This is a genomic window from Streptomyces coryli, from assembly GCF_011044975.1.
GTDB lineage: Bacteria > Actinomycetota > Actinomycetes > Streptomycetales > Streptomycetaceae > Streptomyces > Streptomyces coryli.
Genome location: NZ_JAAKZV010000004.1, coordinates 1 through 24,594, shown reverse-complemented (window position 1 = coordinate 24,594; position 24,594 = coordinate 1). Strand labels below are relative to the sequence as shown.

Below are 24,594 nucleotides of genomic sequence, written 5' to 3'. Positions count from 1 at the left end.
TGCCTCACTTGTTGAAGGAGGGAGAGGGGGTGAAGGAAAGAAAAGGCAGGCGGCGGCTACAGGCCGAGATAGACCCGTCGCACCCGGACGTCCTTGCGCAGGTCGGCCGCGGCGCCGGTCATGGCCACCGCGCCGTTCTCCATGACGAGGCAGTGGTTGGTCGCCTCGAAGGTCAGCTTGGCGTTCTGCTCGACGAGCAGCATGGTCAGGCCCTTGCGGCGCAGCTCGAGCAGCACCGTGAGGATCGCGTCGACCAGGCGCGGTGACAGGCCCATGGACGGCTCGTCGAGCAGCAGCAGCCGTGGCCGGCACATCAGTGCGCGGCCGATCGAGAGCATCTGCTGCTGGCCGCCCGACAGCGCACCGGCCAGCCGTCCGCTCATCTCGCCGAGTACGGGGAAGAGTTCGTAGACCTCCGCGAGGGTCTGCCGGGTTTCGCCGTTCCGGCGGCGCGCGTAGTCGCCGAGCAGCAGGTTCTTCTCGACCGAGAGGCCGCCGAAGACCTGGCGTCCCTCCGGTACGTAGCCGATGCCGTGCCGCACCATGTCCCTGGCCTTGGTGCCGGTCAGGTCCTTGCCGTCAAAGCGGACCGTGCCGGAGCGGCGCGGCACCAGGCCCATGAGGGCGCGCAGCGTGGAGCTCTTGCCCGCGCCGTTGGTGCCGATGACGCCGAGGGACTGCCCGGCGCCCACGGTGAAGCTCACCGACTGGACCGCGCAGACCCCGCCGTAGTAGACGGACAGCTCCTCGACCGCGAACTCGCCCGCACCCATCACTGCACCTCCGTAGGCAGCGCCATCGGCTCCTCGGCCATGGACTCGCCGCCCAGATACGCCTCGATGACGGCCGGCGAGGCGACCACCTCCTCGGGCGTTCCGTCGGCGATGACCTGGCCGCTGGCCAGCACCGTCACCCGCTCGCAGAGGGACATCACCAGGCCCATGTTGTGCTCGATCACCACGACCGTGACGCCGCTGCCGCGGATGGACCGGACGATCTCCGCCAGCTGCCGCACCTCCTCGCCGTTGAGCCCGGCGGCGGGCTCGTCGAGCAGCAGCAGCCGGGGCCGGCTCGCCATGGCGCGGGCGATCTCGATGCGCCGCTGGATGCCGTACGGCAGGGAGCCGGGTGTGGTGTCGGCGTAGTCGGTGATGCCGAACCGGCTGAGCAGGGCTTCGGAGCCGCGGCGCAGCTCCCGGTCCTGCCGCCATATCCCCACGGGCCAGACCAGGTAGCGCCAGCCGGAGCGGGTTCTGGTGCGGTCCATGGCGACGAGGATGTTGTCGCGGACGGAGAGCTCCTCGAAGAGCCGGAGGTTCTGGAAGGTGCGGGCGATGCCCAGCAGCGAGAGCCGGTACGGGCGGGCTCCGGTGATCACCTGGCCGTCCAGCTCCACCGCGCCGCCGGTCGCCCGGTAGAGGCCGCTGATCACGTTGAACAGGGTGGTCTTCCCGGAGCCGTTGGGCCCGACCACGCCGTGGATCGCCCCGGCCGCCACGCTGAACGACACGTCGTCCAGCGCCCGCAGACCGCGGAAGTCCTTGCTGATGTTCCGGATCTCCAGCTCCGTACGCTCCGCCGTCGCCCGGTCGGCCGGCTCGTACGGCTGGAAGTCCCGCAGCACGGCCCGGGTGCCGGTGCGTCTGCGCTCCCGGGCGGCGCGCAGCCGCCGGGGGATGCCGGCCAGGCCCGTGGGGGCGAACACGACCATCACCACGACGACGAGGCCGTATCCGAGCTGGGCGTAGGTGGCGAAGTCGGCCAGCCATTCCCGGGCCAGGAACAGCAGGACCGCCCCGACGGCGCATCCCCACAGGCTCTGCCTGCCGCCGACGATGACCATGGCCAGCAGCAGGAACATGTTGGCGATGCTGAACGTCTCCGGGGCGACGTACCGGATCAGCCCGGCGTACAGCACCCCCGCGACCCCGCCGTACGCGCTGGCCAGCAGGAACGCCGCCATCCGCAGATACGGGATCTCCGCGCCGACCGCGCCCGCGGCCAGATCGTCGTCGCGCATGGCCCGCATCCGGCGGCCGAGGGGGGTCCGCACCACGAAGAGGCCGAAGGCGAGCGCCAGGGTGAAGACCGTCAGCTCCAGGTAGTAGTAGAGGTATTCGTCGCTGAGATCGATGCCGGGCAGCGGTGGGACGGGGATCGCGGAGATGCCGTCGGCGCCGCCGGCCATCGGGGTGTTGACGATCCAGTTGAGGAACGCCAGCGCCAGACCGAGGGTGACGATGCCCAGGTAGTGGGACTGGATGCGCAGGGCGGGGAGCCCGACCAGCAGCCCGGCCGCCAGTGAGATGAGCAGGGCGAGGGCCGCCGCGGTCCAGAAGCCGAGGCCGGCCTCGGTGGTGAGCAGGGCGGTGGCGTACGCACCGACGCCGAAGAACGCGACCTGCGCCAGGTTGACCTGTCCGGCGATGCCCATGGCGAGGCCGAGGCCGAGGGCGAGCAGGGCGAAGATGATCGCCACGTCGACGATGTGCATGGCGTAGGCGCCCAGCGTGTAGGGCAGGGCGCAGGCGAGGACGACCGCGACGGCCAGTGCCGCGAGGCGGTACCTCAGGCCCGTGGGCACATCGGGCAGTTTCATGCTCGGTTCACCGTTGTCTCCCCGAAGATCCCGGTCGGTCGGATCATGATCGCGACGGTGAAGACCAGGAAGGTCACCAGCTCGGAGTAGCCCTCGAAGTGCCCGGCGGAGTACGAGCCGAGGACACCGATGCTCAAGCCCCCGACGATCGCGCCGGGAATGCTGCCGAATCCGCCGATGGCCATCGCGGCGAAGCCGTGGATGCCCAGGGTGCCGCCCATGGTGGGGCTGACGTAGAGCAGCGGTCCTGCGAGGCTGCCGGCGAGCGCGGCGAGGCTCGCGCCGATGCCGAAGGCGACGGCGTTGCTCCGGCCGACGTGGATACCGACGGCGGTGGCGGCCTCGTGGTTCATGGCGACCGCCTGCATGGCGGCGCCCCGCTTGGTGCGCTGCAGGAAGAGCACCAGCGCCACCGTGGCCGCCGCCGCGACGGCGAGCACCACCAGGTCGTACGTGCGGATCCGGAGGCCGAGGAGCTCGACCGGGGCCGCCTGGACGGGGTTGCGCACCGCACGTCCGGTCGCCCCCCAGATCAGCGTCGCCAGCGCCTCCAGCACGATGCCGAAGCCGATCGTGCCGATGAGCATCAGGGTGAAGTCCTTGTTCTCCAGCGGCCGCAGCACCCGCTCGATGACCAGGCCGATCGCGCCCGTAACGGCCAGGGCGATGAGCATCGCCGGGATGAACGGCAGCGTGACCGTCAGATAGAAGGTGGAGGCCACGTAGGCGCCGATCATCACGACGTTGCCGTGGGCGAAGTTGACCAGACCCATGGTGCGGTAGACGAGCGAGAAGCCCATCGCGACCAGGGCATAGACCGCGCCCAGGCTCAGGCCCCCGACGAGGGTCTGGAAGAAGATCTGCATGGTTCTCCTCGGACCGGCAGGACGGCGGCGGGGTCAGTCGATCGCGACGAGCTTGCCGTCCTTGATCTGGCCGATGTCGGTCTTGAAGATCCCGACGCCGGTCTTGTCGAAGGCGAAGTCGCCCAGCAGGCCCTGGTACTTGGTGTCGCGGATGGCCTCGGCGAGCTTGGCGCCGGTCGCGACCTTCGAGTTCTTCAGCGCGGTCAGCACGATGTTGGTGCCGTCGTACGCCTTGGCGCCGTGCAGCTCGGCCTCCTCGTCGAAGGCGGCTTCGTACGCGGCGGCGAACTTCTCGGCCGCCGGGCTGGACTCGTTGCTGAGGTAGGGGGTGCTGACGATCGTGCCCCCGGCGTTCTCGGTGCCTGCGGTCTTGGCGAAGACGGGGGTGCCCTGCGGGGCGGCGCCCGCGAAGGGTTCCTTGATGCCGAGGTCGCGGGCCTGCTTGACGATCAGCCCGGACTCCACCTCCTCCGCCCCCAGGAAGATCACGTCCGGCTTGGCCGCGCGGATCTTCGAGAGTGCGGCGGAGAAGTCCTTCTGCTCGGTGGTGACCACCTGGTCGGTGAGCGGCTTCACGCCCCGCTTGGTCAGGGCCGCCATGAACGCGTCGTGCTCGCCCTTGCCGAAGGACCCGTTGTTGGTGACCATGGCGATCTTCTTCATGCCCTTGGTGTCCACGAGGTACTTGGCGAGGGTCTCGTCGTACGTGTCGCTGGTCGGCCCGTTGAGGAAGAGGAACGGGCTGCCGAGCTCGGGCATGGCGGGGGCCTGCCCCGAGGTGATGTTGGGGATCTCGGCCTGCCTGAGGACCGGGGCCATCGCGAGGGTCACGGCGCTTTCCGCGGTGCCGATCATCGCGATGTAGCCCTGGCTGTCGACCTTGCGGGCCAGGTTGGTGCCGACGGTCGGGTCGCCCTGGTCGTCGAAGACCTTCAGGCTGATCTTGCGGCCGTCGATGCCGCCGCGCTTGTTCCACTCGCTGACGGCCAGTTTGGCGCCCTTGAGCTCCCAGGCGCCGAGCGAACTGAGCTGTCCGCTCTGCGCGTTGACGACGGCGAGCTTGATCGGCCCGCTGCCGGAGTCGCTGTCGCCCTTGTCGTCGCCGGGGGCGCCGCAGGCGGCGGCGGTCATCGATGCGGCCAGCGCCGCGGCGGCGAGGGCCCGTTGTCTGTGCATGTCATCACCTTCGGGGTCGGTGGGGTGGGAGGACGGCGGGGCTCAGCTGGTCGGGAGCCGGCCGTGCGGTCCGTAGACGAAGACCAGCCACAGCGGTTCACGGCCGGTGTTGATGTGCTGGTGCTTCACGCCCTTGGGGATGAACATGAAGGTGTGGGTCCCGAACGGGGTGCGCTCGCCGTCGCCGGCGACCACCTCGCCGCTCCCCCGCACGATGAAGTTGATCTCCTCGGATTCCGGGTGGTTGTGCAGCGAGCTGGCCTCGCCCGGCTCGAAGATGGTGAGCCCGCTGGTGAGGAACTCGCTCGCCTGCAGATGCTCGTCGACCACCTTGAAGACCTTGCGGCGGTGCCCGGCGTCGTCGAGCCCCAGCCACAGCGGCCGCTCGACGGCGAACGGATCGATGACGCGGATCATGTCTGCCTCCCGTCCGGGAAAATCCCCTGGTAGATGTCCTTGATGTTCCAGTGGCCGGGGGTGGGCACCGGCTCGTTGACCATGGGCACGTCCAGCACGGCGGGGCGGCGGGCCCGCAGCGCGGCGGCGAGGGCGATACGGAGATCGCCCGGCGCGTCGATGCGGTAGCCGTCGGCGCCGCAGGCGCGGGCGAGCGCGGCGAAGTCCGGGCTGTACGGCTCGCCGTCCGGGCCGGTGAACTCGCAGCCGTACGCGGTGCCGAAGTGCGCCGCCTCGAGGTCCGCGATGGTGCCGTGGGCCCGGTTGTTCATGACGACGAAGACGACGGGCGCGCCCCGCTCGACGGCCATCGGGACGGCCGGGAGCTGGGCGCTCATGCCGCCGTCGCCGATCAGGGCGACCACGGTGCGCTCCGGCTCGGCGAGCTGCACGCCGACGGCGGCGGCGGGCCCGAAGCCCATGGTGGACAGGCCGCCGGGGGTGATGAACCGGCCCTCGGGCGGGAGTTGATAGCACTGCGCGACGCCGTTCTTGTTCCAGCCGACGTCGGTGACGAGGACGGCGTCAGCGGGCAGCACGTCCCGTAGGTCGGCGAGGATGCGCTCGGGGCGGAGCGGATAGGCGTCGCTCTCACCGCGGGCGCGGGAGTCGGCGAAGAGCTCGGTGCGGGCGCCGGCGATGCGGTCGCGGAGGTCCGGGCGGTTGACGGGCGGTAGGGCTTCGGCGCCGGTGGCGATGGCCCGCAGCGCCTCCCCCGCGTCGGCGACCGCGCCGGTCTCCACCGGGTAGTTGCGGCCGATCTCGGCCGGGTCGATGTCGATCTGGATCAGTGCGGACGACGTGAAGTCCCAGGTGTGCGCCGGGTCCCAGGAGCTGGCGTCGGTCTCGGCGAAGCGGGTGCCCACCGCCAGCACGACATCGGCCCCGCTCGCGTAGTCGTTGGTGGTCTTCAGCCCCCAGAAGCCCGGCATGCCCAGCAGCAGCGGATGGTCGTCGCGGACGGTGCCCTTGGCCATGAGGGAGTGCACGACCGGGATGTCGAGGTGCTCGGCCAGCCGGAGCAGGGCGTCGCTGCGGCCGTTCAGGCCGCCGCCGATGTAGAGGAGCGGCTGGGCGGCAGCGGCCAGCCGGGCGGCGATGCGTTCGGCGGTGGCCGGCGGCAGGGCGGGGGGTGCCTGGTCGGCGGGCAGCGGGTGGAGCGTTTCCGGGACCCGGCGCGAGAAGAGGTCCATCGGTACGTTGAGGAGGACGGCGCCGGGACGTCCCGCGGTGGCCGTGGCGAAGGCGCGTTCCGTGAAGCGGCCGAGGTCCTCGGCGCGGTGGAGGTGCCAGGCTCGTTTGACGAACGGCCGGTAGATGGCGGTCTGGTCGGCGTCCGCGTGGAGGTTGACCTCCTGGTGCGGGTGGCGGCCGCGGTAGTACGACGGGACGTCGCCGGCGATCGCGATCAGCGGGACGGAGTCCAGGGCGGCGGTGGCGACGCCGGTGACCGCGTTCATCATGCCGGGGCCGACGTGCAGCAGCACGACGCCGGGCCGCCCGGACGCGCGGGCGTAGCCGTCGGCGGCGTGCGCGGCGGCCTGCTCGTGCCGGGCGACGACGAACTCGATCGGGCTGCGACCCAGGGCGTCGAGCAGGGCGATGTTCGTATGCCCGCAGGTGCCGAAGACATGGGTGACGCCGTACGACTGCAGCTGCGAGACCAGCAGTTCAGCCGCGGGGACGGTACGGGCGCTCATGCGGTCTCCTCCTCGAAGCTGATCCAGGACTTCCCGGCGACACCGGCCGACTCGGCGAAGGCGCGCGGGGCGTCCGCGGCCGAGTAGCGGGCGCGGAGCACGCGCCCTGGACGCAGGTCGTGGGCGGAGATCGCCTCCAGGGTGCGGGCGAAGCCGCCGGGGTGGTCGTAGATGAGGCAGCCGCGGATGGTCAGGCGACGCTGCACGATGCGGAAGGTCGACACCCGGGCGGGCGCCTCGCTCTGCCCGACGACGACCACCCGGCCGCCGGGCGCGGCCCGCTCCACCGCCTGCTCGAACGCGCTGACCGCGCCCGACGTCTCGATCACCACCGGGTAGTCGCAGGCACCGTCGTCGGGCAGCGCGCCCAGCTCGCGGGCCAGGGCCAGCCGCCCCGCGTGCGGGTCGGTGACGTGCACCGCGGCGCCGGCCTGCTGCGCGGCGAGGCACACCAGCTGCCCCTGCGATCCGGCGCCGAGCACGAGGCAGCGCCGCCCTGGCCCGGGACCCGCCAGGCCGACCGCGTTGACGGCCACGCTCAGCGGCTCGATGCACACGATGTCCTCGCCGCGCCAGGTCGCCGGGATCGGCCAGGTGAAGCCGGCGGGCACGGACACCCGCTCGGCGAGCATGCCGGGCTCCGAGATCCCGGCGATGCGCCTGCGGACGCAGCCGGAGGTGGCGCCGGTCAGGCAGGTCGGGCAGGCGAGGCAGGGGTAGTTGGGCTCGATGGCGACGAGCTGGCCCGGGTGCCGGTCGGTGACCTCGGCGCCGACGGAGCGGATCATCCCGTACGCCTCGTGCCCGAGCACCCACGGCAGCCGCGGTACGGCCCGGTGCCCGGCGACCACGGCCGCGTCGGAGCCGCACAGGCCGACGCCGCGGATCTCGACGAGCACCTCGGACGGGCCGGTGCGCGGCTCCGGCCAGTGGTCGTCGACCAGGACCAGGCCGGGGGCGACGAGCGTCACGGCGCGCATCAGTCCTCGCCCCAGATCGAGGCGCCGCGCAGTAAGAGGGTCTTGACCTGGGTGAAGTCCTCGATCATCGAGCGGGGCGTCTCCCGCCCGAAGCCGGAGTCCTTCACTCCGCCGAACGGGACATGGTCCAGGCGGTAGTTGGACGACCCGTTCACGATGACGCCGCCGACCTGCAGCTCGCGCCAGGCGGTGATGACGCGGGTGAGGTCCTGGGTGAACAGGCCGGCCTGGAGGCCGTAGCGCCCGGAGTTAAGGGTGTCGATCACCTCGTCGAAGTCGCGGTACGGCAGCACGGCGACCAGCGCGCCGAAGACCTCGTGCGTGACGACGAGGGCGTCCGGCGGCGGCCCGGCGACGATCGTGGGCGCGGCCGTGGCCCCGTCCCGGGTGCCGCCGAGCGGCACCCGCGCGCCGTCCGCGCCCGCCTTGGCGGCCCAGTCGACGACCCGCTGCGCGGCGTCCTCGTCGACCATCGCGCCGATGTCGGTCGCCGGGTCGAGCGGATCGCCGGTGCGCAGGGCGCGGACCTGGTCCTCGAACAGGGTGAGGAACTCGTCGTAGCGGGAGTGGTGCACGTACACCCGCTGGACCGAGATGCAGCTCTGGCCCGAATTGCTGTAGCCGGTACGGGCGCAGACCGAGGCCGCGTGGGGGAGGTCGGCGTCCTGGCACACGATCGTGGCCGCGTTTCCGCCGAGTTCGAGGACCAGGCGCTTGGCGCCGGCGGCCCGGGCGACCGCGGCGCCCGTCCGCGGGCTGCCGGTGAAGCTGATGACGGCGACCTCGTCGGCCGCGCACAGGGCGGCGCCGGTGTCGCCGCCGCCGTGCAGCAGCTGGACGGCCTCGCCGGGCATTCCGGCGTCGAGCAGCAGCGCGACGACGGCGGCCGTGGTGGCCGGGGCCTGCGGGGGCGACTTGACGAGGGTGGTGTTGCCGGCCGCGAACGACGCGCCGAGCTTGTGCGCGAGGAGGTTGGCGGGGGCGTTGAAGGGGGTGATGGCCAGGGCCACACCGAGCGGGGCGCGGAAGGTGAGCGCCGTATTGCCGGCCCCACGGGCCCAGCCGGCAACGGGGAGGTTCTCGCCGCCGATGCGACGGGCCTCGGCGGCGCAGACGGCGAAGGTGTCGGCGACCCGGTTGATCTCGCCGCGGCCGTCCTTCACGGGCTTGCCCAACTCCAGCGCGAGCAGCCGGGCGAGGTCGTCGCGTAACGCGGTGGCCGCCGTGGCGGCGCGCTCCAGGACGCCGGCGCGGGTGGCCGGCGACAGCCGCACGATGCGCCCGGCGTGGGTGCGGGCGGACGCCAGGGCCGCGCGGATGTCCTCCGGCTGGGCCTGCGGGGCGCGGGAGACCGGCTGCCGGACGTACGGCCCAATACGGTCGGCCGCGGGTCCGCCGCCCTGCCATGAGCCGGTGATGAACGCGGGCACGTGGACCGGGCCGGTGCCCGGGTCCATCCGCACGATCTCTTCCAGCATCAAACCCTCCTGGGCCGTAGAACGGCACGTGCGGACTGCTCTGCGGATGAGAACCGCGTCAACTACTATGTACGAACGAGTGAGTTAGTTATAGGACCACAGTTCATCGCCGGGAAGAGGGTGGGAGGCAACTTTCCAAATCCACGTACCGGTACCGCTGTTCGGTCCATATAGACTGCTCTGCGGACCTCTGTGTATCGTGCGGCGCTGTGAGTACGGAGAGCAGCGACACCGCCGGAGTGCGCAGCGTCCAGCGCGCGCTCGACATCCTGGCCCTGCTGACCGAGGAGCGGCCGGTGGTGTCCGTACGGGATATCACCGAGGCCACCGGGCTGGCCAAGACCACCGTCATCAGGCTGGTGCAGACGCTGGAGCAGTGCGGGTTGCTGTGGGGCACCGGGCAGGGCTATCTCGCCGGGCCCGGGCTGTGGCGCTGGACGCATCTGGCCCGCAGCAGCTGGGAACTCCCGCCGGAGACCCGTCGCTTGATGCGGGACCTGGGCGCGCGGCGGCGCGAGACGGTCAATCTGTACATGCGCCGCGACGTCTACCGGGTCTGCGTGGCACAGCAGGAGAGCCCGCAGCCGCTGCGGCACGTCGTGCACGTCGGCGACGAACTGCCGTTGTGGTCGGGGGCGTCGTCCAAGGTGCTGCTCAAGGACGCCGCGGACGCGCTGCTGGCGCGGGTGGCGCGCACGTCCCCGTACGGCGACGGGCATGTGAAGCGGCTGCGCGAGTGGATCGAGGAGGCGGGGCACGCCGGCTGGGCGCAGAGCCATGGCGAGCGCGAGGAGGGGCTGTCCGCGGTGGCGGTCCCGGTCACCGGCCGCTCGGGGGCCGTGGTGGCGGCGCTGTCGCTGTCGGGACCGAGCGTGCGCTTCGGACCTGACCGGGTGCGGGAGTTCGCGGAGGATCTGCGCGAGGTCGGCGGCCAGATCTCCGAGCGGGGGTTCGACCATCCACTGAGCGGGGGGTAGCGAGCCGCGCGTCCTGTCCCGTCCTGTCCTGTCCGGTCCGGTCCCAGGCGGATCACTGAGGAGCAGCCATGCCACCGCTTACCGGCGTGAAGGTACTCGATCTGACGAACGTGCTGGCGGGGCCGTACTGCAGCTATCAGCTCGCGCTGCTCGGCGCCGATGTGGTGAAGGCCGAGCTGCCGGGGCAGGGCGATCTGGCCAGGCGCCTCGGCCCCGAGGCGGACCTGAACCGGGCCCGGCTGGGGGCGTCCTTCCTGGCGCAGAACGCGGGGAAGAAGTCGATCGAGCTGGACCTCAAGACCGAGGAGGGGAAGGCCCGGTTCGAGGAGCTGGCCGGCGAGGCCGACGTGCTGCTGGAGAACTTCCGGGCCGGCGTACTCGACCGGCTCGGCTTCGGCTGGGACCGGTTACGGGCGCTCAACCCCCGGCTCGTGTACTGCGCGATCTCCGGCTTCGGCCAGGACGGCCCGATGAGCCAGGCGCCCGCGTACGACCAGATCATCCAGGGGCTCTCGGGCATGATGGCGGTCACCGGCACCCCCGACACGGCGCCCGTGCGGGTGGGCTTCCCGGTCTGCGACACGATCGGCGGCCTGACCGCCGCGCTGCACATCTGCGCCGCGCTGGCCGGGCGGGAGGAGAGCGGGCAGGGCGTCTTCCTGGATGTGTCGATGCTGGAGGCCGCCATCTCGGCCATGGGGTGGACGGTGTCGAACTACATGGTCAGCGGCGTCGAGACGGCGCCGATGGGAGACCAGAACGCCACCGCCGCGCCGTCGGGGACGTTCCGCGCCGCCGACGGTCCGCTGAACATCGCCGCGAACCGGCAGCAGCAGTTCGAGACGCTCTGCCGGCTGGTCGGCCGGCCGGAGCTGCTCACCGACCCCCGGTTCGCGGGCCGGGAGGCCCGCAAGGCCCACCGGGAGGAGCTCAACAAGCAGCTCAACGCCGCATTGGGGCAACGGACCGTACGGGAGTGGGAGCAGCTGCTCACCCCGGCCGGGGTGCCCGCGGCCCGTATCGTCACCGTCTCCGAGGCGCTGGAGCTGGAGCAGCTGGCGCACCGCGGTTTCTGTACGGACCTGCCCTTCCCCGACGGCAGCGACCGCCGCCTGCGGGTGTCCGGCAGCGGCGTCCTGCACGACGGGCAGCCGCTGCGGCCCGAAGCACCGCCACCGCGGCTGGGGCAGCACACGCACGAGCCGGTGTGGAAGTCCGCGACATGACCGCCGGCATCGACCCCACCGGGGACGTCGCGCGGTGGTGGGCCACCGATGTGTCCCACATGGAGCCGGGCGTCATCGAACTCCGCGGCCGCCCGGTCCAGGACCTGATCGGCACCGTCGACCTGCCGTCCGCGATCTGGCTGCTGCTCCGCGGCGAGCTGCCCGACGCCCCGCGGGCGGACCTGCTGCAGGCGGCGCTCGTCGCCGGCGTCGACCACGGCCCGCAGGCGCCGTCGATCGCCATCGCCCGCATGGCCATCACCTGCGGCATCGGCCTCAACAGCGCGATGGCCAGCGGCATCAACGTCCTGGGCGACGCCCACGGCGGCGCCGGAGAACAGTGCGTCACGCTCCTCGACGAGGTGCTGCGCCTCGAGTCGGCCGGCCGCACCACAGCGGAGGCCGCGGCCGAAGCCGTCGCCGCCGGCCCCCGCTACGTCCCCGGCTTCGGCCACCGCTTCCACCCCCGCGACCCCCGCCGCGACCCGCTCGTCTCCCGTACGGAAGCCGCGGTACGGGCCGGGGTGGTGCCGGGCCACCACCTGCGCGCGGGCAAGGCGATCGAGGACCACTTGAGCCGCGGCAGGCCCCGCCCCATCCCCATGAACATCGACGGCGCCACCGCGATCATCTACGCCGAACTGGGCTTCCCGGCCCCGCTCGCCCGCGGCCTGTTCGTCCTCAGCCGCAGCATCGGCATCCTGGCCCACGCCTGGGAGGAACACGAGCAGGGCACCCGCAACAAGGGGCCCGTACCCCGCTCGATCCTCCCGCCACGCCGCGATCGGCCGCCGGGGGCGGCGTGACCGGTTGCATTCGATCACTCCGGCGCAGCGCGTCGCCTCCGCCGGCCGACGAACCACAGGCCGCCCAGCAGCGCCGCGGCCGTGAGCAGGCCGGCCGCTATCCAGGGCAGGGAGCCGAAGCGGAGGCCGATGTCGGCGCGTATCGCGATGTCCGGGGAGGCGTCGGCGTTCATGACCACCAGGGTCCAGGTGCCGTGGGATTTGTCCCAGACCAGGTCGCGGGTGTCGGAGCCGGTGGCGACCCAGAAGTGCTGGTCGCCGGGGCGCGCGGGCGTCCGGTTACCGGCGGCGCGGGTGAAGTCGGCCCGGAACGGGTCGTTGTGCACTCGGGCCAGCCGTTCATGGGCGACGTCTCGCAGGTAGCGGTCCACGTCGCCGCGGCGGGCGATCCCCACGAACAGCGGCTGCTCCCCGCGGACGCGGTCCACGCGCACCCGGACCGCCCCCAACTCCCCGATGTCATTGGACGGATCGCCCGGACGGCCGGTGGAGACCTCGAGCTCGTCGGTGACCAGCGCCCGCGCGGACGTACGGAACTCCTCCCGCGGCGTGCTGAACCAGCCGCCGCCACCCGCCTGTTCGGCCGCGGCCCAGGTGGCGACGCCACCGGCTATGAGTAATAACACGGCGACGACCACCGTCACCCAACGTCCAACGACTCGCATGCCGCCCCCCTCTTTTTTAGCCCACCTGTGCTAGAAACCTAATCTAGCACGAGCGTGTTAGAAAAGAGCGTGCCGAAAATCGTGGACCCCGAGCAGCGCCGCGCCGAACTCGCCGAAGCCGTCTGGCGGGTGATCACGCGGGACGGCCTCGACCACGCCTCCATCCGCAACGTCGCCGCGGAAGCCGGCCTGTCCGCGGGCTCATTGCGGCACTTCTTCCCCAGCCACTCCGCGCTGCTGGAGTTCGCGATGCGCCTGGTCATGGACCGCATCACCCAGCGCATCGAGGCGCTGCCCGCCGCCGGCGACCCGCACGACGACGTACTCCAGGTGCTCAGCGAATTCCTCCCCCTGGACAAGCGCCGGCGCATCGAATCCGAGGTCTGGCTCGCGTTCACCGCCCGCGCCCTCGTCGACCCCCCGCTGCGCGCCCTCCGGGACGAGGCCTACGACCTGCTCCGCGCCGCCTGCCTGAACCAGATCGGCCGGCTGACCGGGCCCGGCGCCGCCCTCGACGCCGACCTGGAGACGGACCGCCTCTACGCCCTGATCGACGGCCTTCTCGTCCACGGCGTCACCCGCCCCGCACGGGCCACGCCTACGACGCTCCTCGCGGTACTCGACCACCACCTCAGGGAGTTGGCCGCCCGGGCCCACCCGAGCTGATCACATCTGACCGGACAGCTCACCGGCGGCTTCGACGGCGATGTCGATGGCCCGGGTGACGAGCGGCGATTGAGTGCGCCCGGTCGGCCAGTACAGGTGCCAGGGACTCGCGGGCGAGGGCCGCAGCTGGTGAACGCTGAGCCGGTCGTCGGTCCAGGCATCGGTGCCGTGGAGGGCGGTCCACGGCAGCACCGCCGAGCCGATGCCCGCCCGCACCATCGACACGATGGCTTCGTGACCGCCGGTCCGGAACACGATCCGCGGCCGCGCGCCGGCCGCCGCGAGCGTCCGCTCCAGCCATATCTGGTGCTCGTTGGGAGGCCAGGCGACCATCGGAGCGCCGTCGAGCTGCTGCACCTGCACCGGCCCTTCCGGAAATGCCCGAGCGCCCGCCACCAGCAGGTACGGCTCGTCGAGCAGCTCGGCATGCTCCACGTCGCCTTCGATCCGCCCGTAGTGGAACAACAGGTCGAGATTGCCGATCCGCGGATCCGCAGGCCCTACGTCCAACAGCCGGATGTCGCAGCCCGGTTGCTCATCGAGCAGCCGGCGCACGACGGCCGGCAGGATCAGGTTGGTGGCGCTCTGGAAGGTGCCGATGTCGATCCGGCCGTTGCCGGCCCGGAAGCGATCGACGGCATCCGTCAGTACGTCCGCCTTCGTGAGCAACTCGCGCCCGTGCGCCAGGACCACCTCGCCGAGCGGGGTGATCCGTACCCGCTTGGGACCTCCCGGCCGGTCGAAGACGGCGCCGCCAACGGCCTTCTCCAGCGCGGCGATCTGCTGACTCACCGACGACTGGGTGTAGCCGAGCCGGTCCGCCGCCCGCCCGAACGTCCCCTCCTCGGCAATAGCGGACATGGTCCTCAGGTGCCGCAGCTCGATGTCAGCCATAACCTCCTAGCATAGCGATTGCCGATCAACTCGATCGGAAACCATCGCTTTTCACGATGCAGCGACGCTCCTACGGTCATCGACATGACGACCTACGCCACACCCACCCGGAAAGCAGCGGCACCCTCCCGCCCGCGGCTGGACCTGCCCCACCTCGTCTGGGCGCTGGCCGCGACCCACTTCGTGAGCCGCGCCGGCGGCGTCGTCCAGTCGTTCCTGGTCCTCTATCTGACGCAGGAGCAGGGCCTGACGGCGACGACCGCCGGTGCGGTGGTGGCGGCGGTCGGCGTCGGCGGCATCGGATCCCAGCTGCTCGGCGGCTGGCTGGGCGACCGGATCGGCCGGCGCAACACCATGCTGGCGGGCTTCCTGGGGACCGCGGTCGCGCTTGCCGCCCTCGGCTCGGCCGACACGGTGCCGGCGATCTGGGCGGCGGCCGTCGGACTCGGGCTGACGGCGGACCTGTTCCGCCCGGCCGGGGCGGCGGCGGTGGCCGACCTTCCGGCACGGCAGCGGATCCGGGCCTTCGGTCTGCTCTTCTGGGCGGCCAACCTCGGCTTCTCCATCGCCACGGTCACCGCCGGGGTCCTCGCCCGGCACGGCTACGGCCTCTTGTTCTGGATCAATGCCACGGCCTCGGTGGTCGCGGCACTGATCGTCTGGCGCCGAGTGCCCGAGACCCGCCCGCCGGCACCGGAGCAGCCCCGGCGCGCCCTGCTGCCCGTACTCCTGCGCGACCGGCTGATGCTCGCCATGACCTTGCTCTACGTCGCGTACTTCACGCTGTTCCTGCAGACGTTCGCCACGCTGCCGCTGATCATGACGGCGGACGGCCACGGCCCCGCGACGTACGGCGCGATGCTCGCGCTGAACGGCATCGCCATCGTCGTCGGCCAACCACTGGCGGTACGGCTGCTCGCGGGTCGCGACCCCAGCGCGGTGCCGGCCGTCTCCATACTCCTGGTCGGCGCCGGCGTCGCGTCGAGCGCCACCGCGCACAGCACCACCGGCTACGCGGCCGCGGTCCTGCTCTGGTCCCTCGGTCAGATCGGCATCGCCGTCATGTTCGGCGGCGCCTTCGCCGACCTGGCACCGGCGGATCTGCGCGGCAGCTACATGGGAATCGCCTCCGCCACCTGGAGCGTCGGGGGCGTGTTCGGTCCGCTGGCCGGCACCGTCCTGCTCAACCAGGCCGGCCGGGGAGCCCTGGGGGCGGTGTGTGCGATCACCGCGATCGCCCTGTTCGCCGGCCAGTTGGCGCTCGGCCCGGCGCTCCGCAGCCGCACCGCGGCGTAAGCACTTCAGCCGTCCCGCACCTGACCCCCTCCCCCGAATGAGAGGACATCATCATGCGACACGTACCGGCTGACGTTAAGCCGCGGCTCCGGTCGGCGCTCTGGCTGCCGCTCTTCGACGAGCTCGCCGACCCGCGGGTGGCGGCGCGGCTCGCCGCCGAGGCGGAGGAAGCCGGGTGGGACGGCTTCTTCGTCTGGGATCAACTGTGCTGGCGGGAGCCGGTCCGGCAGGTCGCCGACTCGTGGATCGCGCTGGCGGCGATCGCCACCGCGACCGAACGGCTGCGCTTCGGCCCCATGGTGACGGTGCTCCCCCGCCGGCGGCCGGCCAAGGTGGCGCGGGAGACCGCGACGCTGGACCAGCTCAGCGGCGGCCGCCTCACCCTGGGCGTCGGCCTCGGCAGCGACCGCTTCGCCGGCGAGCTGTCCAGGACCGGCGAGCAGCTCGACGACCGGCTGCGCGGGCAGATGCTCGACGAGTCGCTGGCGATCCTGGCCGCCGCGTGGTCCGGCGAGCCGGTGCACCATCGCGGCGAGCACTACACCGTCGACGGCATGACGTTCCTGCCCCGGCCGGTGCAGCGGCCCGGCGTGCCGGTATGGGCCGCCGGCTTCCCGGGAAACCCCAGGCCGATCCGGCGGGCCGCCCGGCTCGACGGCTTCTTCCCGGCCAACCTGGAGCACCCCGACCAGCTCGCCGAGGTCGTCGCCACCCTCACCGAACTACGCCACGGCGACATGGACTCGTACGACATCGCCATCAGCCTGCCGGTCGGAGTCGACCCGGAGCCGTATGCGCGGGCCGGCGCGACGTGGTGGCTGACGGATATCGACCCGGGGGTGCGGCTCGACACGGTGCGGGGCGTGCTTCGCGACGGCCCGGCGGCGTAAGACAGCAGTTCGCCCGGAGCTCTTCCTTCCGCTCCAGCCGCCGATCATGATGTCGTGATCATCCGCCACCCGCGGTGGACACAAGTGCAGGGAGTTTCCTGATGGGACAGAGCAACGGCGGCTTCTCGGAGCCGGGACTGCGAAGACTTCGCCACGTGCTGGCAGGTCATGTCGAATCCAAGAAAATCCCTGGACTCGTCGCGCTGTTCAGCCGGGGCGATGAGACACACATCGAGACGCTCGGGACGATGCGCCATGACGGCGGCGAGCCGATGCGCCGGGACACCGTCTTCCGGATGGCCTCGACATCCAAGCCGGTCTCGGTGGCGGCGGCGATGGTCCTGCTCGACGAATGCCGGATACGCCTCGACGACCCGGTGCAGGAGTGGCTGCCCGAACTCGCCGACCGGCAGGTGCTCAAGCAGCTCGACGGCCCGCTGGACGACACCGTACCGGCGCGCCGGCCGATCACCGTGCGGGACGTGCTGACCTCCACCTTCGGGCTCGGCATGGATATGACGGTGCTGGGCACTCCGATCATGGGCGCGGTCTTCGAGAAGGGGATCACTCCCAATCTGCCGGAGCCCATGCCCGAGCCGGACGAGTGGATGCGCCGCCTGGGCGAGCTGCCGCTGATGCACCAGCCGGGTGAGCGCTGGCAGTACCAGATCGCCAGCGATCTGCTCGGCGTGCTCGTCGCCCGGGTCACCGGGCAGTCGTTCGAGGCGTTCCTGCGCGAGCGCATCTTCGAGCCGCTGGGCATGAAGGACACCGGCTTCCACGTGCCCGCCGACCAGCTGCACCGGCTGCCGCCGCTGTACGCACCCGACCCGCAGACCGGTGAGTTCCAGGTGTGGGACCCGGCCGAAGGCGGGCGCCACAGCTCGCCGCCGGCGTTCCAGGGCGGCGGCGGTGGCCTGAACTCCACCGCCGACGACTACCACGCCTACTTCCGCATGCTGCTGAACGGCGGCACGCACGGCAGCGAGCGGATCCTGTCCCGCGCCGCCGTCGAGCTGATGACCACCAACCGCCTCACGCCCGAGCAGCAGGCCGCCCGCCAGGAGCTGGCGCTCAACGCCGTCCACATCTCCTTCGGCCAGGGCCAGCACGGCGGCTGGGGCTTCGGGATGGCGGTCCGCACGTACCGCGGCGACTACGCGCCCATCGGCCAGTTCGGCTGGGACGGCGGCGCCGGCACCTCCACCTACGCCGACCCGGTCAACGGGATCACCGGCATCCTGCTCACCCAGGTCGGCGTATCCGTCCCGAACTCGGTGCACCTCATGCACGACTTCTGGACGACCCTCTATCAGGCCATCGACGACTGACCTGCCGCACGCCTGCGTCCTACGAGGACATCACGCCGGCCGGCGCCGACACGATACTCACCCAGGAGGAGGCGCCGGCCGGCACGTCACACGGAAGTAGGTCCGGGCACCTTGCTGTTGGTCGCCGGAGTGGTGCCGTGGCGCTCCCCCGCCGACGGTGCCGTCAGCGCCAGTCGCCGCGCCATCCGGCGCAGCACCCAGCGGGCCGCGTACGGGTGTATGTGCCGCACCACCCCGAAGTAGGCCCGGCCCAGCGCGGTGCGTGTGCGGGCGACCGTGGAGAGGGTCACGTAATCGCCCTCCACCAGCAAGGACGCCCGGAAGTCACCGTGCCTGCTGTCCTCGCCGAGGAGGAGCTCGCCGCCCTCCTGCGCCAGCACCGGGAATGGCAGCACCTTCCGCCAGGCCCGTGGGTGCCGCGGCATCCCCGGGCGCAGCTCCAGCCGCCAGGCGTCCGCGAAGTCCGGCTCGGGGAAGGCCTGTCGGGCCAGTACGGCGGAGGCGGGCAGCTCCGTAGCCTCCGGGCGCGGGAACAGCATCCGGTGCACCAGCCGGGCCCAGGGCGACCGGCGGTACGGCGCGCACACGCGCCCGGTCGCCGCCCGCTCGGCGTTGTCGAGGAGTTCCTCGATCACGACGTCGTGGGCCCAGCGGATCACCAGCGCCCAGCCGAGGCGGTCGGTGAGGGACGGCGAGGCCATCACCAGCTCGTGCCGGACCCGGCAGCGGCCGGCGCCGGGGTCCGCGGCCTCGCCCAGCGGCGCGATCGTCAGCTCGTGGAAGCCGCCCGCCGCGTCGGTGAAGTCGAAGCGGATCCGGCGGCCGGGTTCGTACGACACCACCCGGTAGGTGATCGGGCCGTGGCCGCCGTCCGCGCCCGGACCCAGTGGGCGGTCGAAGCGCATCGGCGGCCAGCCGGGGGTGGGGAAGAGCGGGTCGTCATCCGTCGCCAGGCGATCGAGGAGCGCGCCGACCGCCTCGGCCGGGGCTTCGATGTCACGCTCGTGGATATTGCGTACCGCTTTCATGAGGGCACCTCCATACGCCACCGTATGGTTCGACCGTACGGTACCGTACGGTCATGGCGCAACGGCAGCAGAAGCAGCGGCTCACCGCCCAGGACTGGGCGGACGCCGCCCTCACCGCCATGGGAGAAGGCGGCCTCGCCGCGGTCGCCGTCGAGCCGCTGGCCGCCCGGCTCGGCACCACGAAGGGCAGCTTCTACTGGCACTTCGCCAACCGCGCCGCCCTCATCGACGCCGCGCTCGCCCGCTGGGAAGAGACCGGCACCGAGGCAGTGATCGACCGGATCGAGGCCGAGCCGGACCCGGAGCGACGCCTGCGCACCCTCTTCGCCGTCGCCAAGGCCGAGGCGGCCGAAGATCCCCTCGAACTGTCCCTCCTCGCGACCGCGGACCACCCGCAGGTCGCGGCGGTGCTCCGACGGGTCACGGAGCGACGGGTGGCGTACGTGGCCGGCCTCTTCGAACAACTCGGCTTCCCACCGGAGGAGGCTCGCCACCGCGGCTTCCTCGCCTACACGAGCTACCTCGGCCACATCCAACTCGCCCGCGCCGTACCGGAGGCGATCCCGTCGGGCGCCGCCGAGGGCCCGCACCTGGACGCCGTCCTGGACACGGTGCTCGGGCGCGGCGATGGGTTCAGTTCGCGAGGGCCCGGCGGTGCGCCTGCCGCACGATCCGATCGGCGGTCTCGTCGGGGGTGAGGTCCGCGGTGTCGAACCACCAGCCGACGTCGCCGAACTCACGCTTCATCGTGGCGTCGAGGGCTTCATAGCCGTCGAAGTCGAATCGGTCGCGTGGGTCCCGGATCGTGTTGCGGTAGCGGCATGACTCGATGCCCGGCGCGAGGACGATGAACAGGACCCGGCGGGGAGCGAGGAGTTCGAGGAAGAAGTCCAGCTTCGTGCGGTCGGCGATCATCGCGTCGATCAGGGGTGTGAAGCCGGCGTCGGCGAAGTTGGCCGCCAGCGCGCACAGATTGCGGTGCAGCAGCCGCACCTGCCGGGCGGCTTCGTCCGCCGGCTCCCCCAGGGCCCAGACGAATCCGTTGACGATCATCTTGTTGAGGTCATCGCCGTCGAGCTTCGCGGAGCGCGGCAGGCGCTCGGCCACCAGCCGGGTCACCGTCGATTTCCCGGCGCCCGGCATGCCCGTAACGAGCAGGCACTGCGATGTCTCAGCGGCGATCACGCCCGGAAGCGTTGCAGGACACCGGCGGGCCGGGCAACCCGATTTGCTCGGGCGGGCATGGTCAGGACGAAGCCCGGCCCGGCTTGCGGAGGCCCATGTTGCGGGCCCAGACGGCGTCGAGTACGCGGGTGGGCAGGGCGGCTCGCATCGCGTTCAGGATGCGGGCGTCGTTGCCTACGAGGCGGCGGGCGCGGGGGCGTGCGGTGTTCAGGACGCGCTCAACGGCCGCCGCCACATTGCGCGGTGGTGCCGTGCGCTGCTGGAGTTTGGCGCACATGGTGCGCTGCGCCGCGATGTGCCCGGCGTAGAGGTCACGATGCTCGGGGCTCAGGGCCGCCGCGGTCTCGTCGAGGAGGTCGAGCATCTGCCGCCAGGGGTCGGTGTCGTGGATGCCCGGCTCGATGAGGACGACCTCGATGCCCCAGGGGCGCAGCTCGACGCGCAGGTTGTCGGCCAGCGATTCGAGGGCGGCTTTGGAGGCGTTGTACGGGCCCGACATCGGGATCGCCACCCGGCCGTTGATCGAGGAGACGAAGACGATGTGTCCCCGGGCGGCGCGCAGGTGGGGCAGCGCGGCCTGGGTGACGGCGAGCTGCCCGATCACATTGACCTCGAACTGCCGGCGTACGTCCTCCAGGGGCACGGCCTCGACCGGGCCCGCCATGCCGATGCCCGCGTTGTTCACCAGGGCGTCCAGCCGGGGCGGCAGCCGGTCGGGCAGCCCGGCCAGCTGCGCTGCGTCGGTCACATCGAGTTCGACCGGGGTGATCTGCGGTGATTCGGCGGCGAGCGCCTTGCCGGCGTCCGGGTCCCGTACGCCCGCCAGCACCTCCCAGCCGGCGGCGGCCAGCCGCACGGCGGTGGCCCGGCCGAGGCCGCGGGAGGCACCGGTGATGAGGACTGTTCTGCGCCTGCTGCTCATGGGCTGCTCCGCTCCTGGACGAGGGGCGAGGGGCGACGACAGGAAGGCAGCATCCCGCCGCAGCGCCACGAGCGGCTACGGGCCGAACGGGCCAAGGGCGCGGCCCGCACGTTTCAGCAGCTGAGCGCCACCATCCGGTCGTAGCTCGTCTCCGCCGCCCACAGGGAGCCCTGCGGCTCCTGCGGCGCCCGGTCCTGCTCCCAGAGATAGAGGGGGTAGGCCGGCTCCCGCAGCGCGCGGAAGAAGCGGCGGAAGTCGATCTCGCCGGCGCCGAACACCACGTCCCGGTACTGGTTGGTCAGCGCGGGATCCCGGACGCCGTCCTTGACGTGGAAGGACAGGAAGCGCCTGGGGGCGGCGTTGACGTAGTCGACGGGGTTGAACTCCCCGAGCTGGTCGCGGTAGCGCAGCGAGCCGCCGTGCGACCACAGGATGTCCAGCTGCAGGAAGACGTAGCGCGGGTCGGTGTGCTCCAGGAACGCGTCGTAGCGGCGCACGTCCGGGCGGTCGGCGACCGGGGCGAACTCGGCTGTGTGGTTGTGCTGATAGATCTTCAGGCCGTACTGCCGCGCCACCTCCCCCGCCTCGTTGAACCGGTCCGCGCCCGCCTGGATCTCGGCGAGCGTGTTGCCGGGGAAGTTGCTCGCGGTGCCGACGTAGCTCGTGCCGAGCTGCGCGGCGATCTCGAACTGCTGCTCCCTGGTGCCCTTGTTGAGCAGCGTGTCGAGGCCCAGGTGGCTGCCCGCCGCCTTCAGGCCGTTGTCGTCGAGCAGTTGGCGGAGCTGGGGAATGGTCAGGCCGGGCTCGGCGGGCGAGGAGTAGCCGGCGAACTCGATCAGGTGGTAGCCGATCCGGGACAGCTCGGCGAGCACGGCGGCGAATCCCAGCTGCTGGACCTTGTCGCGGACGCTGTAGAGCTGCAGTCCGATGCGCCCGCGCGGAATGAGGCGGCGGCCGTGCGCGGCTGCAGCGGGAGAGGCGAGTACGCCCGTACCCGCGGCGGCGGCAGTAGCGGCGGCCGCGGTGGCGAGGAATCTGCGGCGGGAGGTGCTTGAGGTCATCTCGGTACTCCCTGGGTGAAAGCGACGCCAGCGAGGTGGAGATTAGACCGCTTTTATCCGAGCGCCAATGGCTATGACCGGAGTCGACGCAACTTTGTCTTGGGAGAGGGCAAACACCTGGCCCGCGAAGGGCCCCCTCAGGGGGCCGACTGCGGGGCAGCCGGAGCGACCACGACCTCCACTCCCCCGGCCCGCAGCTGCTTCACGGTGTCGGCGGCGTCGTCCCGTTCCTCCGCCTCCGTATCCGTGATCAGCGTCCAGCCGGCCGGGAGCTGGGCCCAGGCGTGGAAGGGGCGACGGCCCAGTTTGGTGGCGTGCGCGAGGACGTAGACCTGGTCGGCGCGGCGGGCCATCAGTTCCTTGAGGCGGGTCTGGGCGAGGTCGGCCTCGCAGATGCCGAGGCCAGGGGCGATGCCGTCGGTGCCGAGGAACACACGGTCGAAGGTGAGGCGTTCCAGGGCGGCTTCCGCCATCGGGCCGACGAAGCCCTGGCTCAGCGGGCGCAGGTCGCCGCCGACACAGCGCAGGCGCACGCCCTCCGCGTCGGTGAGTTCGTTGAGCGCGGTCAGGCCGGTGGTCGCCACGGTCAGATCGCGCGCGGTGCGCAGCTCGTGGGCCAGGGCGCCGACCGTGGAGCCGGCGTCCAGCAGCAGGTGCTCGCCGGGCGATACGAGCGCGGCGGCCGCCCGCGCGATGGCCTGCTTCGCCTCGTACGCCTCGCCGATGCGCTGGCGCAGGGAGGCCTCGGGGTGCGCGGTGAGCGGCATGGCGCCGCCGTAGGTGCGGGCCAGGCGGCCCTCCGCGGTGAGCCGGGCCAGGTCGCGGCGGATGGTGGAGGGGGTGACGCGGAAGAGTTCGGACAGCTCGTCGACGCTGGCCAGGCCGGTGGTGGTGGCCAGGTGCTCGATGCGTTCGCGGCGTTCGCGCGAGCCGATGGCGGGCGTGGACTGCATAGTCGGCCGGTGACTCCTTGCGTGGGAGAGGAAGCGGGAGGGGCGCCCGGTCAGCCTACGGTGACCGTCGCCATCTCGGCCGCCTGACGCAGCGCCTCCACCATGCTGCCGGGCTCGGCGCGGCCGGTGCCGGCGATGTCGAAGGCGGTGCCGTGGTCGACGGAGGTGCGGATGACGGGGAGGCCGACGGTGAGGTTGACGCCCGCCTCGATGCCGAGCACCTTCACCGGGCCGTGGCCCTGGTCGTGGTACATGGCGACGATGAGGTCGTAGTCGCCGCGGGAGGCGAGGAAGAAGGCGGTGTCGGCGGGCAGCGGGCCGCGCGCGTCGATGCCCTCGGCGCGCAGCTTCGCCAGGGCGGGGTCGATCTTCTCGGCCTCCTCGCCGTAGCCGAACAGGCCGTTCTCGCCGGCGTGCGGGTTGATGCCGCAGACCCCGATGGCCGGGTTCGCGACGCCGGCCCTGACCATCGCGTCGTGGCCGCGGCGGACGGTGCGCTCGACCAGGCCGGGCTCGATCCGGTTGATGGCGTCGATCAGGCCGATGTGCGTGGTGACGTGGATGACCTTGACCTTCTCGGTCGAGAGCATCATCGACACCTCCTCGGTGCCGGTGAGGTGGGCGAGGAGTTCGGTGTGGCCCGGGTATACGTGCCCGGCGGAGTGCAGGGCTTCCTTGTTCAGGGGCGCGGTGCAGATGCCCTGGACCCGTTCGGCGACGGCGAGTTCGGCGGCCTTGCGGATGTACTGGTACGCCGCGTCGCCCGCGGTGGCGGAGAGTTCGCCCCAGGGCAGTCCGGCGGGCAGCAGCCCGAGATCGATGACGTTGATACGGCCGGGCGCGAACACGGCCTCCTCCGGAGCGTCGACGGTGACGATGTCGCAGCCGGCATCGAGGCCGAGGATGCGGGCGGCCTCGCGCAGCCGGCCGGCGTCGCCGATGACGACGGGGCGGCACCGGCCGAGGGTCGCGTCGTCCAGGACGGCGGGGACGATGACCTCCGGGCCCACGCCGGCGGCGTCGCCCATGGTGACGGCGATGAGGGGGAGTTCGCGCCGGCCCGTGGCGGCGGTGGACTCGGTGGCGGCAGAGGCGCTGGGGGGCATGGGAGAGCTCCATTGATGGTGGTGAAGGGGGCGGGCGGCAGGCGTCATCAGTCGGGTGCCGGCCGGTAGCCGGCCGGGCGCAGCGAGCGGGCGATGGTGAGCAGGGAGTGGTCGTCCCCGTAACTGCCGGGGCGGGTGACGACCGTGCGGCCCTCCCGGGAGTGGGAGCGGACGGCGCCGTGGTGGATTTCGCCGGCCGGGTGGAGTTCGGTGATGCCGAGTGCGTCGAGGACGCGACGGGCGGTCTCGCCGCCGGTGAGGACGAGGTCGGGGCGGCCAGGGGCGGCGGCCGCGAGGGTGGCGAGGGCGCGGGAGAGGCGGGGCGCCTCGGTT

General features: G+C 72.0%; 24 protein-coding genes and 1 pseudogene. 8 read left to right on the top strand and 17 right to left on the bottom strand.

The window, feature by feature from the left end:
- Positions 1–56: 56 nt before the first annotated feature.
- Genes G5C51_RS02145 through G5C51_RS02110 form a run of 8 tightly spaced genes read right to left on the bottom strand, consistent with a single transcriptional unit; the run spans position 57 to position 9,255 of the window.
- Positions 57–773 (bottom strand): ABC transporter ATP-binding protein, encoded by a 717-nt coding sequence (locus G5C51_RS02145; protein WP_165230572.1) that lies wholly within the window; start codon positions 771–773, stop codon positions 57–59.
- A complete protein-coding gene (locus G5C51_RS02140) occupies positions 773–2,599 on the bottom strand; it encodes a branched-chain amino acid ABC transporter ATP-binding protein/permease (RefSeq protein WP_165230569.1) in 1,827 nt (608 codons plus the stop codon). Before G5C51_RS02140 ends, G5C51_RS02145 begins: the two co-directional genes overlap by 1 nt.
- The gene (locus G5C51_RS02135; RefSeq protein ID WP_165230566.1) at positions 2,596–3,465 is read right to left on the bottom strand and encodes a branched-chain amino acid ABC transporter permease; all 870 of its coding nucleotides are present in this window, start codon (positions 3,463–3,465) and stop codon (positions 2,596–2,598) included. The genes G5C51_RS02140 and G5C51_RS02135 overlap by 4 nt, the downstream gene beginning before the upstream one ends.
- A 33-nt stretch (positions 3,466–3,498) precedes the next feature.
- Entirely contained in the window at positions 3,499–4,641 is a 1,143-nt protein-coding gene (locus G5C51_RS02130; protein WP_165230563.1) for an ABC transporter substrate-binding protein, read from the bottom strand.
- Between the two features lie 42 nt (positions 4,642–4,683).
- Entirely contained in the window at positions 4,684–5,058 is a 375-nt protein-coding gene (locus G5C51_RS02125; protein WP_165230560.1) for a cupin domain-containing protein, read from the bottom strand.
- The gene (locus tag G5C51_RS02120) at positions 5,055–6,797 is read right to left on the bottom strand and encodes a thiamine pyrophosphate-binding protein (RefSeq protein WP_165230557.1); all 1,743 of its coding nucleotides are present in this window, start codon (positions 6,795–6,797) and stop codon (positions 5,055–5,057) included. Before G5C51_RS02120 ends, G5C51_RS02125 begins: the two co-directional genes overlap by 4 nt.
- A complete protein-coding gene (locus G5C51_RS02115; RefSeq protein WP_165230554.1) occupies positions 6,794–7,777 on the bottom strand; it encodes a zinc-dependent alcohol dehydrogenase in 984 nt (327 codons plus the stop codon). The genes G5C51_RS02120 and G5C51_RS02115 overlap by 4 nt, the downstream gene beginning before the upstream one ends.
- Positions 7,777–9,255, bottom strand: coding sequence for an aldehyde dehydrogenase family protein (locus G5C51_RS02110; RefSeq protein ID WP_165230551.1), 1,479 nt, complete (start codon positions 9,253–9,255; stop codon positions 7,777–7,779). Before G5C51_RS02110 ends, G5C51_RS02115 begins: the two co-directional genes overlap by 1 nt.
- Positions 9,256–9,464: 209 nt before the next feature.
- Here G5C51_RS02110 and G5C51_RS43925 point away from each other — a divergent pair, with 209 nt between their 5' ends.
- The 3 genes from G5C51_RS43925 to G5C51_RS02095 all read left to right on the top strand — a co-directional run bounded on the left by G5C51_RS43925 (position 9,465) and on the right by G5C51_RS02095 (position 12,264).
- The gene (locus G5C51_RS43925) at positions 9,465–10,232 is read left to right on the top strand and encodes an IclR family transcriptional regulator (RefSeq protein WP_338117979.1); all 768 of its coding nucleotides are present in this window, start codon (positions 9,465–9,467) and stop codon (positions 10,230–10,232) included.
- Between the two features lie 68 nt (positions 10,233–10,300).
- On the top strand, positions 10,301–11,458 hold the full coding sequence (locus tag G5C51_RS02100; RefSeq protein ID WP_165230548.1) for a CaiB/BaiF CoA transferase family protein: 1,158 nt from the start codon (positions 10,301–10,303) through the stop codon (positions 11,456–11,458).
- Positions 11,455–12,264: a citryl-CoA lyase gene (locus tag G5C51_RS02095; protein ID WP_165230545.1), complete on the top strand. Its 810-nt coding sequence runs from the start codon at positions 11,455–11,457 to the stop codon at positions 12,262–12,264. Before G5C51_RS02100 ends, G5C51_RS02095 begins: the two co-directional genes overlap by 4 nt.
- Before the next feature lie 14 nt (positions 12,265–12,278).
- Here G5C51_RS02095 and G5C51_RS02090 read toward each other — a convergent pair whose 3' ends face one another.
- Positions 12,279–12,929: a hypothetical protein gene (locus G5C51_RS02090; RefSeq protein ID WP_165230542.1), complete on the bottom strand. Its 651-nt coding sequence runs from the start codon at positions 12,927–12,929 to the stop codon at positions 12,279–12,281.
- A 69-nt stretch (positions 12,930–12,998) separates the two neighbouring features.
- Here G5C51_RS02090 and G5C51_RS02085 point away from each other — a divergent pair, with 69 nt between their 5' ends.
- Entirely contained in the window at positions 12,999–13,595 is a 597-nt protein-coding gene (locus G5C51_RS02085) for a TetR family transcriptional regulator C-terminal domain-containing protein (protein ID WP_206313319.1), read from the top strand.
- Here the strand turns inward: G5C51_RS02085 and G5C51_RS02080 are convergent, their stop codons facing one another.
- On the bottom strand, positions 13,596–14,489 hold the full coding sequence (locus tag G5C51_RS02080; RefSeq protein ID WP_165230539.1) for a LysR family transcriptional regulator: 894 nt from the start codon (positions 14,487–14,489) through the stop codon (positions 13,596–13,598).
- Positions 14,490–14,573: 84 nt separating this feature from the next.
- Between G5C51_RS02080 and G5C51_RS02075 the strand changes: the two genes are divergently transcribed.
- The 3 genes from G5C51_RS02075 to G5C51_RS02065 all read left to right on the top strand — a co-directional run bounded on the left by G5C51_RS02075 (position 14,574) and on the right by G5C51_RS02065 (position 18,006).
- Positions 14,574–15,785 (top strand): MFS transporter, encoded by a 1,212-nt coding sequence (locus G5C51_RS02075; protein WP_165230536.1) that lies wholly within the window; start codon positions 14,574–14,576, stop codon positions 15,783–15,785.
- A gap of 53 nt (positions 15,786–15,838) precedes the next feature.
- Positions 15,839–16,675: an LLM class flavin-dependent oxidoreductase gene (locus G5C51_RS02070; RefSeq protein WP_165230533.1), complete on the top strand. Its 837-nt coding sequence runs from the start codon at positions 15,839–15,841 to the stop codon at positions 16,673–16,675.
- 101 nt (positions 16,676–16,776) lie between these two features.
- Positions 16,777–18,006 carry a serine hydrolase domain-containing protein gene (locus G5C51_RS02065; protein WP_165230529.1) on the top strand — a complete coding sequence of 410 codons (1,230 nt, stop codon included), beginning with the start codon at positions 16,777–16,779 and terminating at the stop codon, positions 18,004–18,006.
- 86 nt (positions 18,007–18,092) lie between these two features.
- On the opposite strand, the gene G5C51_RS02060 is transcribed toward G5C51_RS02065, so the two are convergent.
- Positions 18,093–19,034 carry a DUF2867 domain-containing protein gene (locus G5C51_RS02060; RefSeq protein ID WP_165230526.1) on the bottom strand — a complete coding sequence of 314 codons (942 nt, stop codon included), beginning with the start codon at positions 19,032–19,034 and terminating at the stop codon, positions 18,093–18,095.
- 53 nt (positions 19,035–19,087) lie between these two features.
- On the opposite strand from G5C51_RS02060, the pseudogene G5C51_RS44230 reads away from it, so the two are divergent.
- A pseudogene (locus tag G5C51_RS44230) lies at positions 19,088–19,258 on the top strand (helix-turn-helix domain-containing protein); the annotation flags it as partial.
- 409 nt (positions 19,259–19,667) lie between these two features.
- Here G5C51_RS44230 and G5C51_RS02050 read toward each other — a convergent pair.
- From G5C51_RS02050 to G5C51_RS02025, 6 genes are all read right to left on the bottom strand, one after another.
- On the bottom strand, positions 19,668–20,219 hold the full coding sequence (locus G5C51_RS02050; RefSeq protein WP_338117978.1) for an AAA family ATPase: 552 nt from the start codon (positions 20,217–20,219) through the stop codon (positions 19,668–19,670).
- Between the two features lie 61 nt (positions 20,220–20,280).
- On the bottom strand, positions 20,281–21,141 hold the full coding sequence (locus G5C51_RS02045) for an SDR family oxidoreductase (RefSeq protein WP_165230520.1): 861 nt from the start codon (positions 21,139–21,141) through the stop codon (positions 20,281–20,283).
- A gap of 113 nt (positions 21,142–21,254) precedes the next feature.
- Positions 21,255–22,202, bottom strand: coding sequence for a sugar phosphate isomerase/epimerase family protein (locus tag G5C51_RS02040; protein ID WP_165230517.1), 948 nt, complete (start codon positions 22,200–22,202; stop codon positions 21,255–21,257).
- 137 nt (positions 22,203–22,339) lie between these two features.
- A complete protein-coding gene (locus G5C51_RS02035; protein WP_165230514.1) occupies positions 22,340–23,155 on the bottom strand; it encodes a DeoR/GlpR family DNA-binding transcription regulator in 816 nt (271 codons plus the stop codon).
- A 50-nt stretch (positions 23,156–23,205) separates the two neighbouring features.
- Positions 23,206–24,261, bottom strand: a complete 1,056-nt coding sequence (pdxA, locus tag G5C51_RS02030; protein WP_165230511.1) for a 4-hydroxythreonine-4-phosphate dehydrogenase PdxA — start codon at positions 24,259–24,261, stop codon at positions 23,206–23,208.
- Between the two features lie 47 nt (positions 24,262–24,308).
- Positions 24,309–24,594 (bottom strand): nucleotide-binding domain containing protein (locus G5C51_RS02025; protein ID WP_276617580.1); only part of this gene is annotated, 286 nt, incomplete at its 5' end.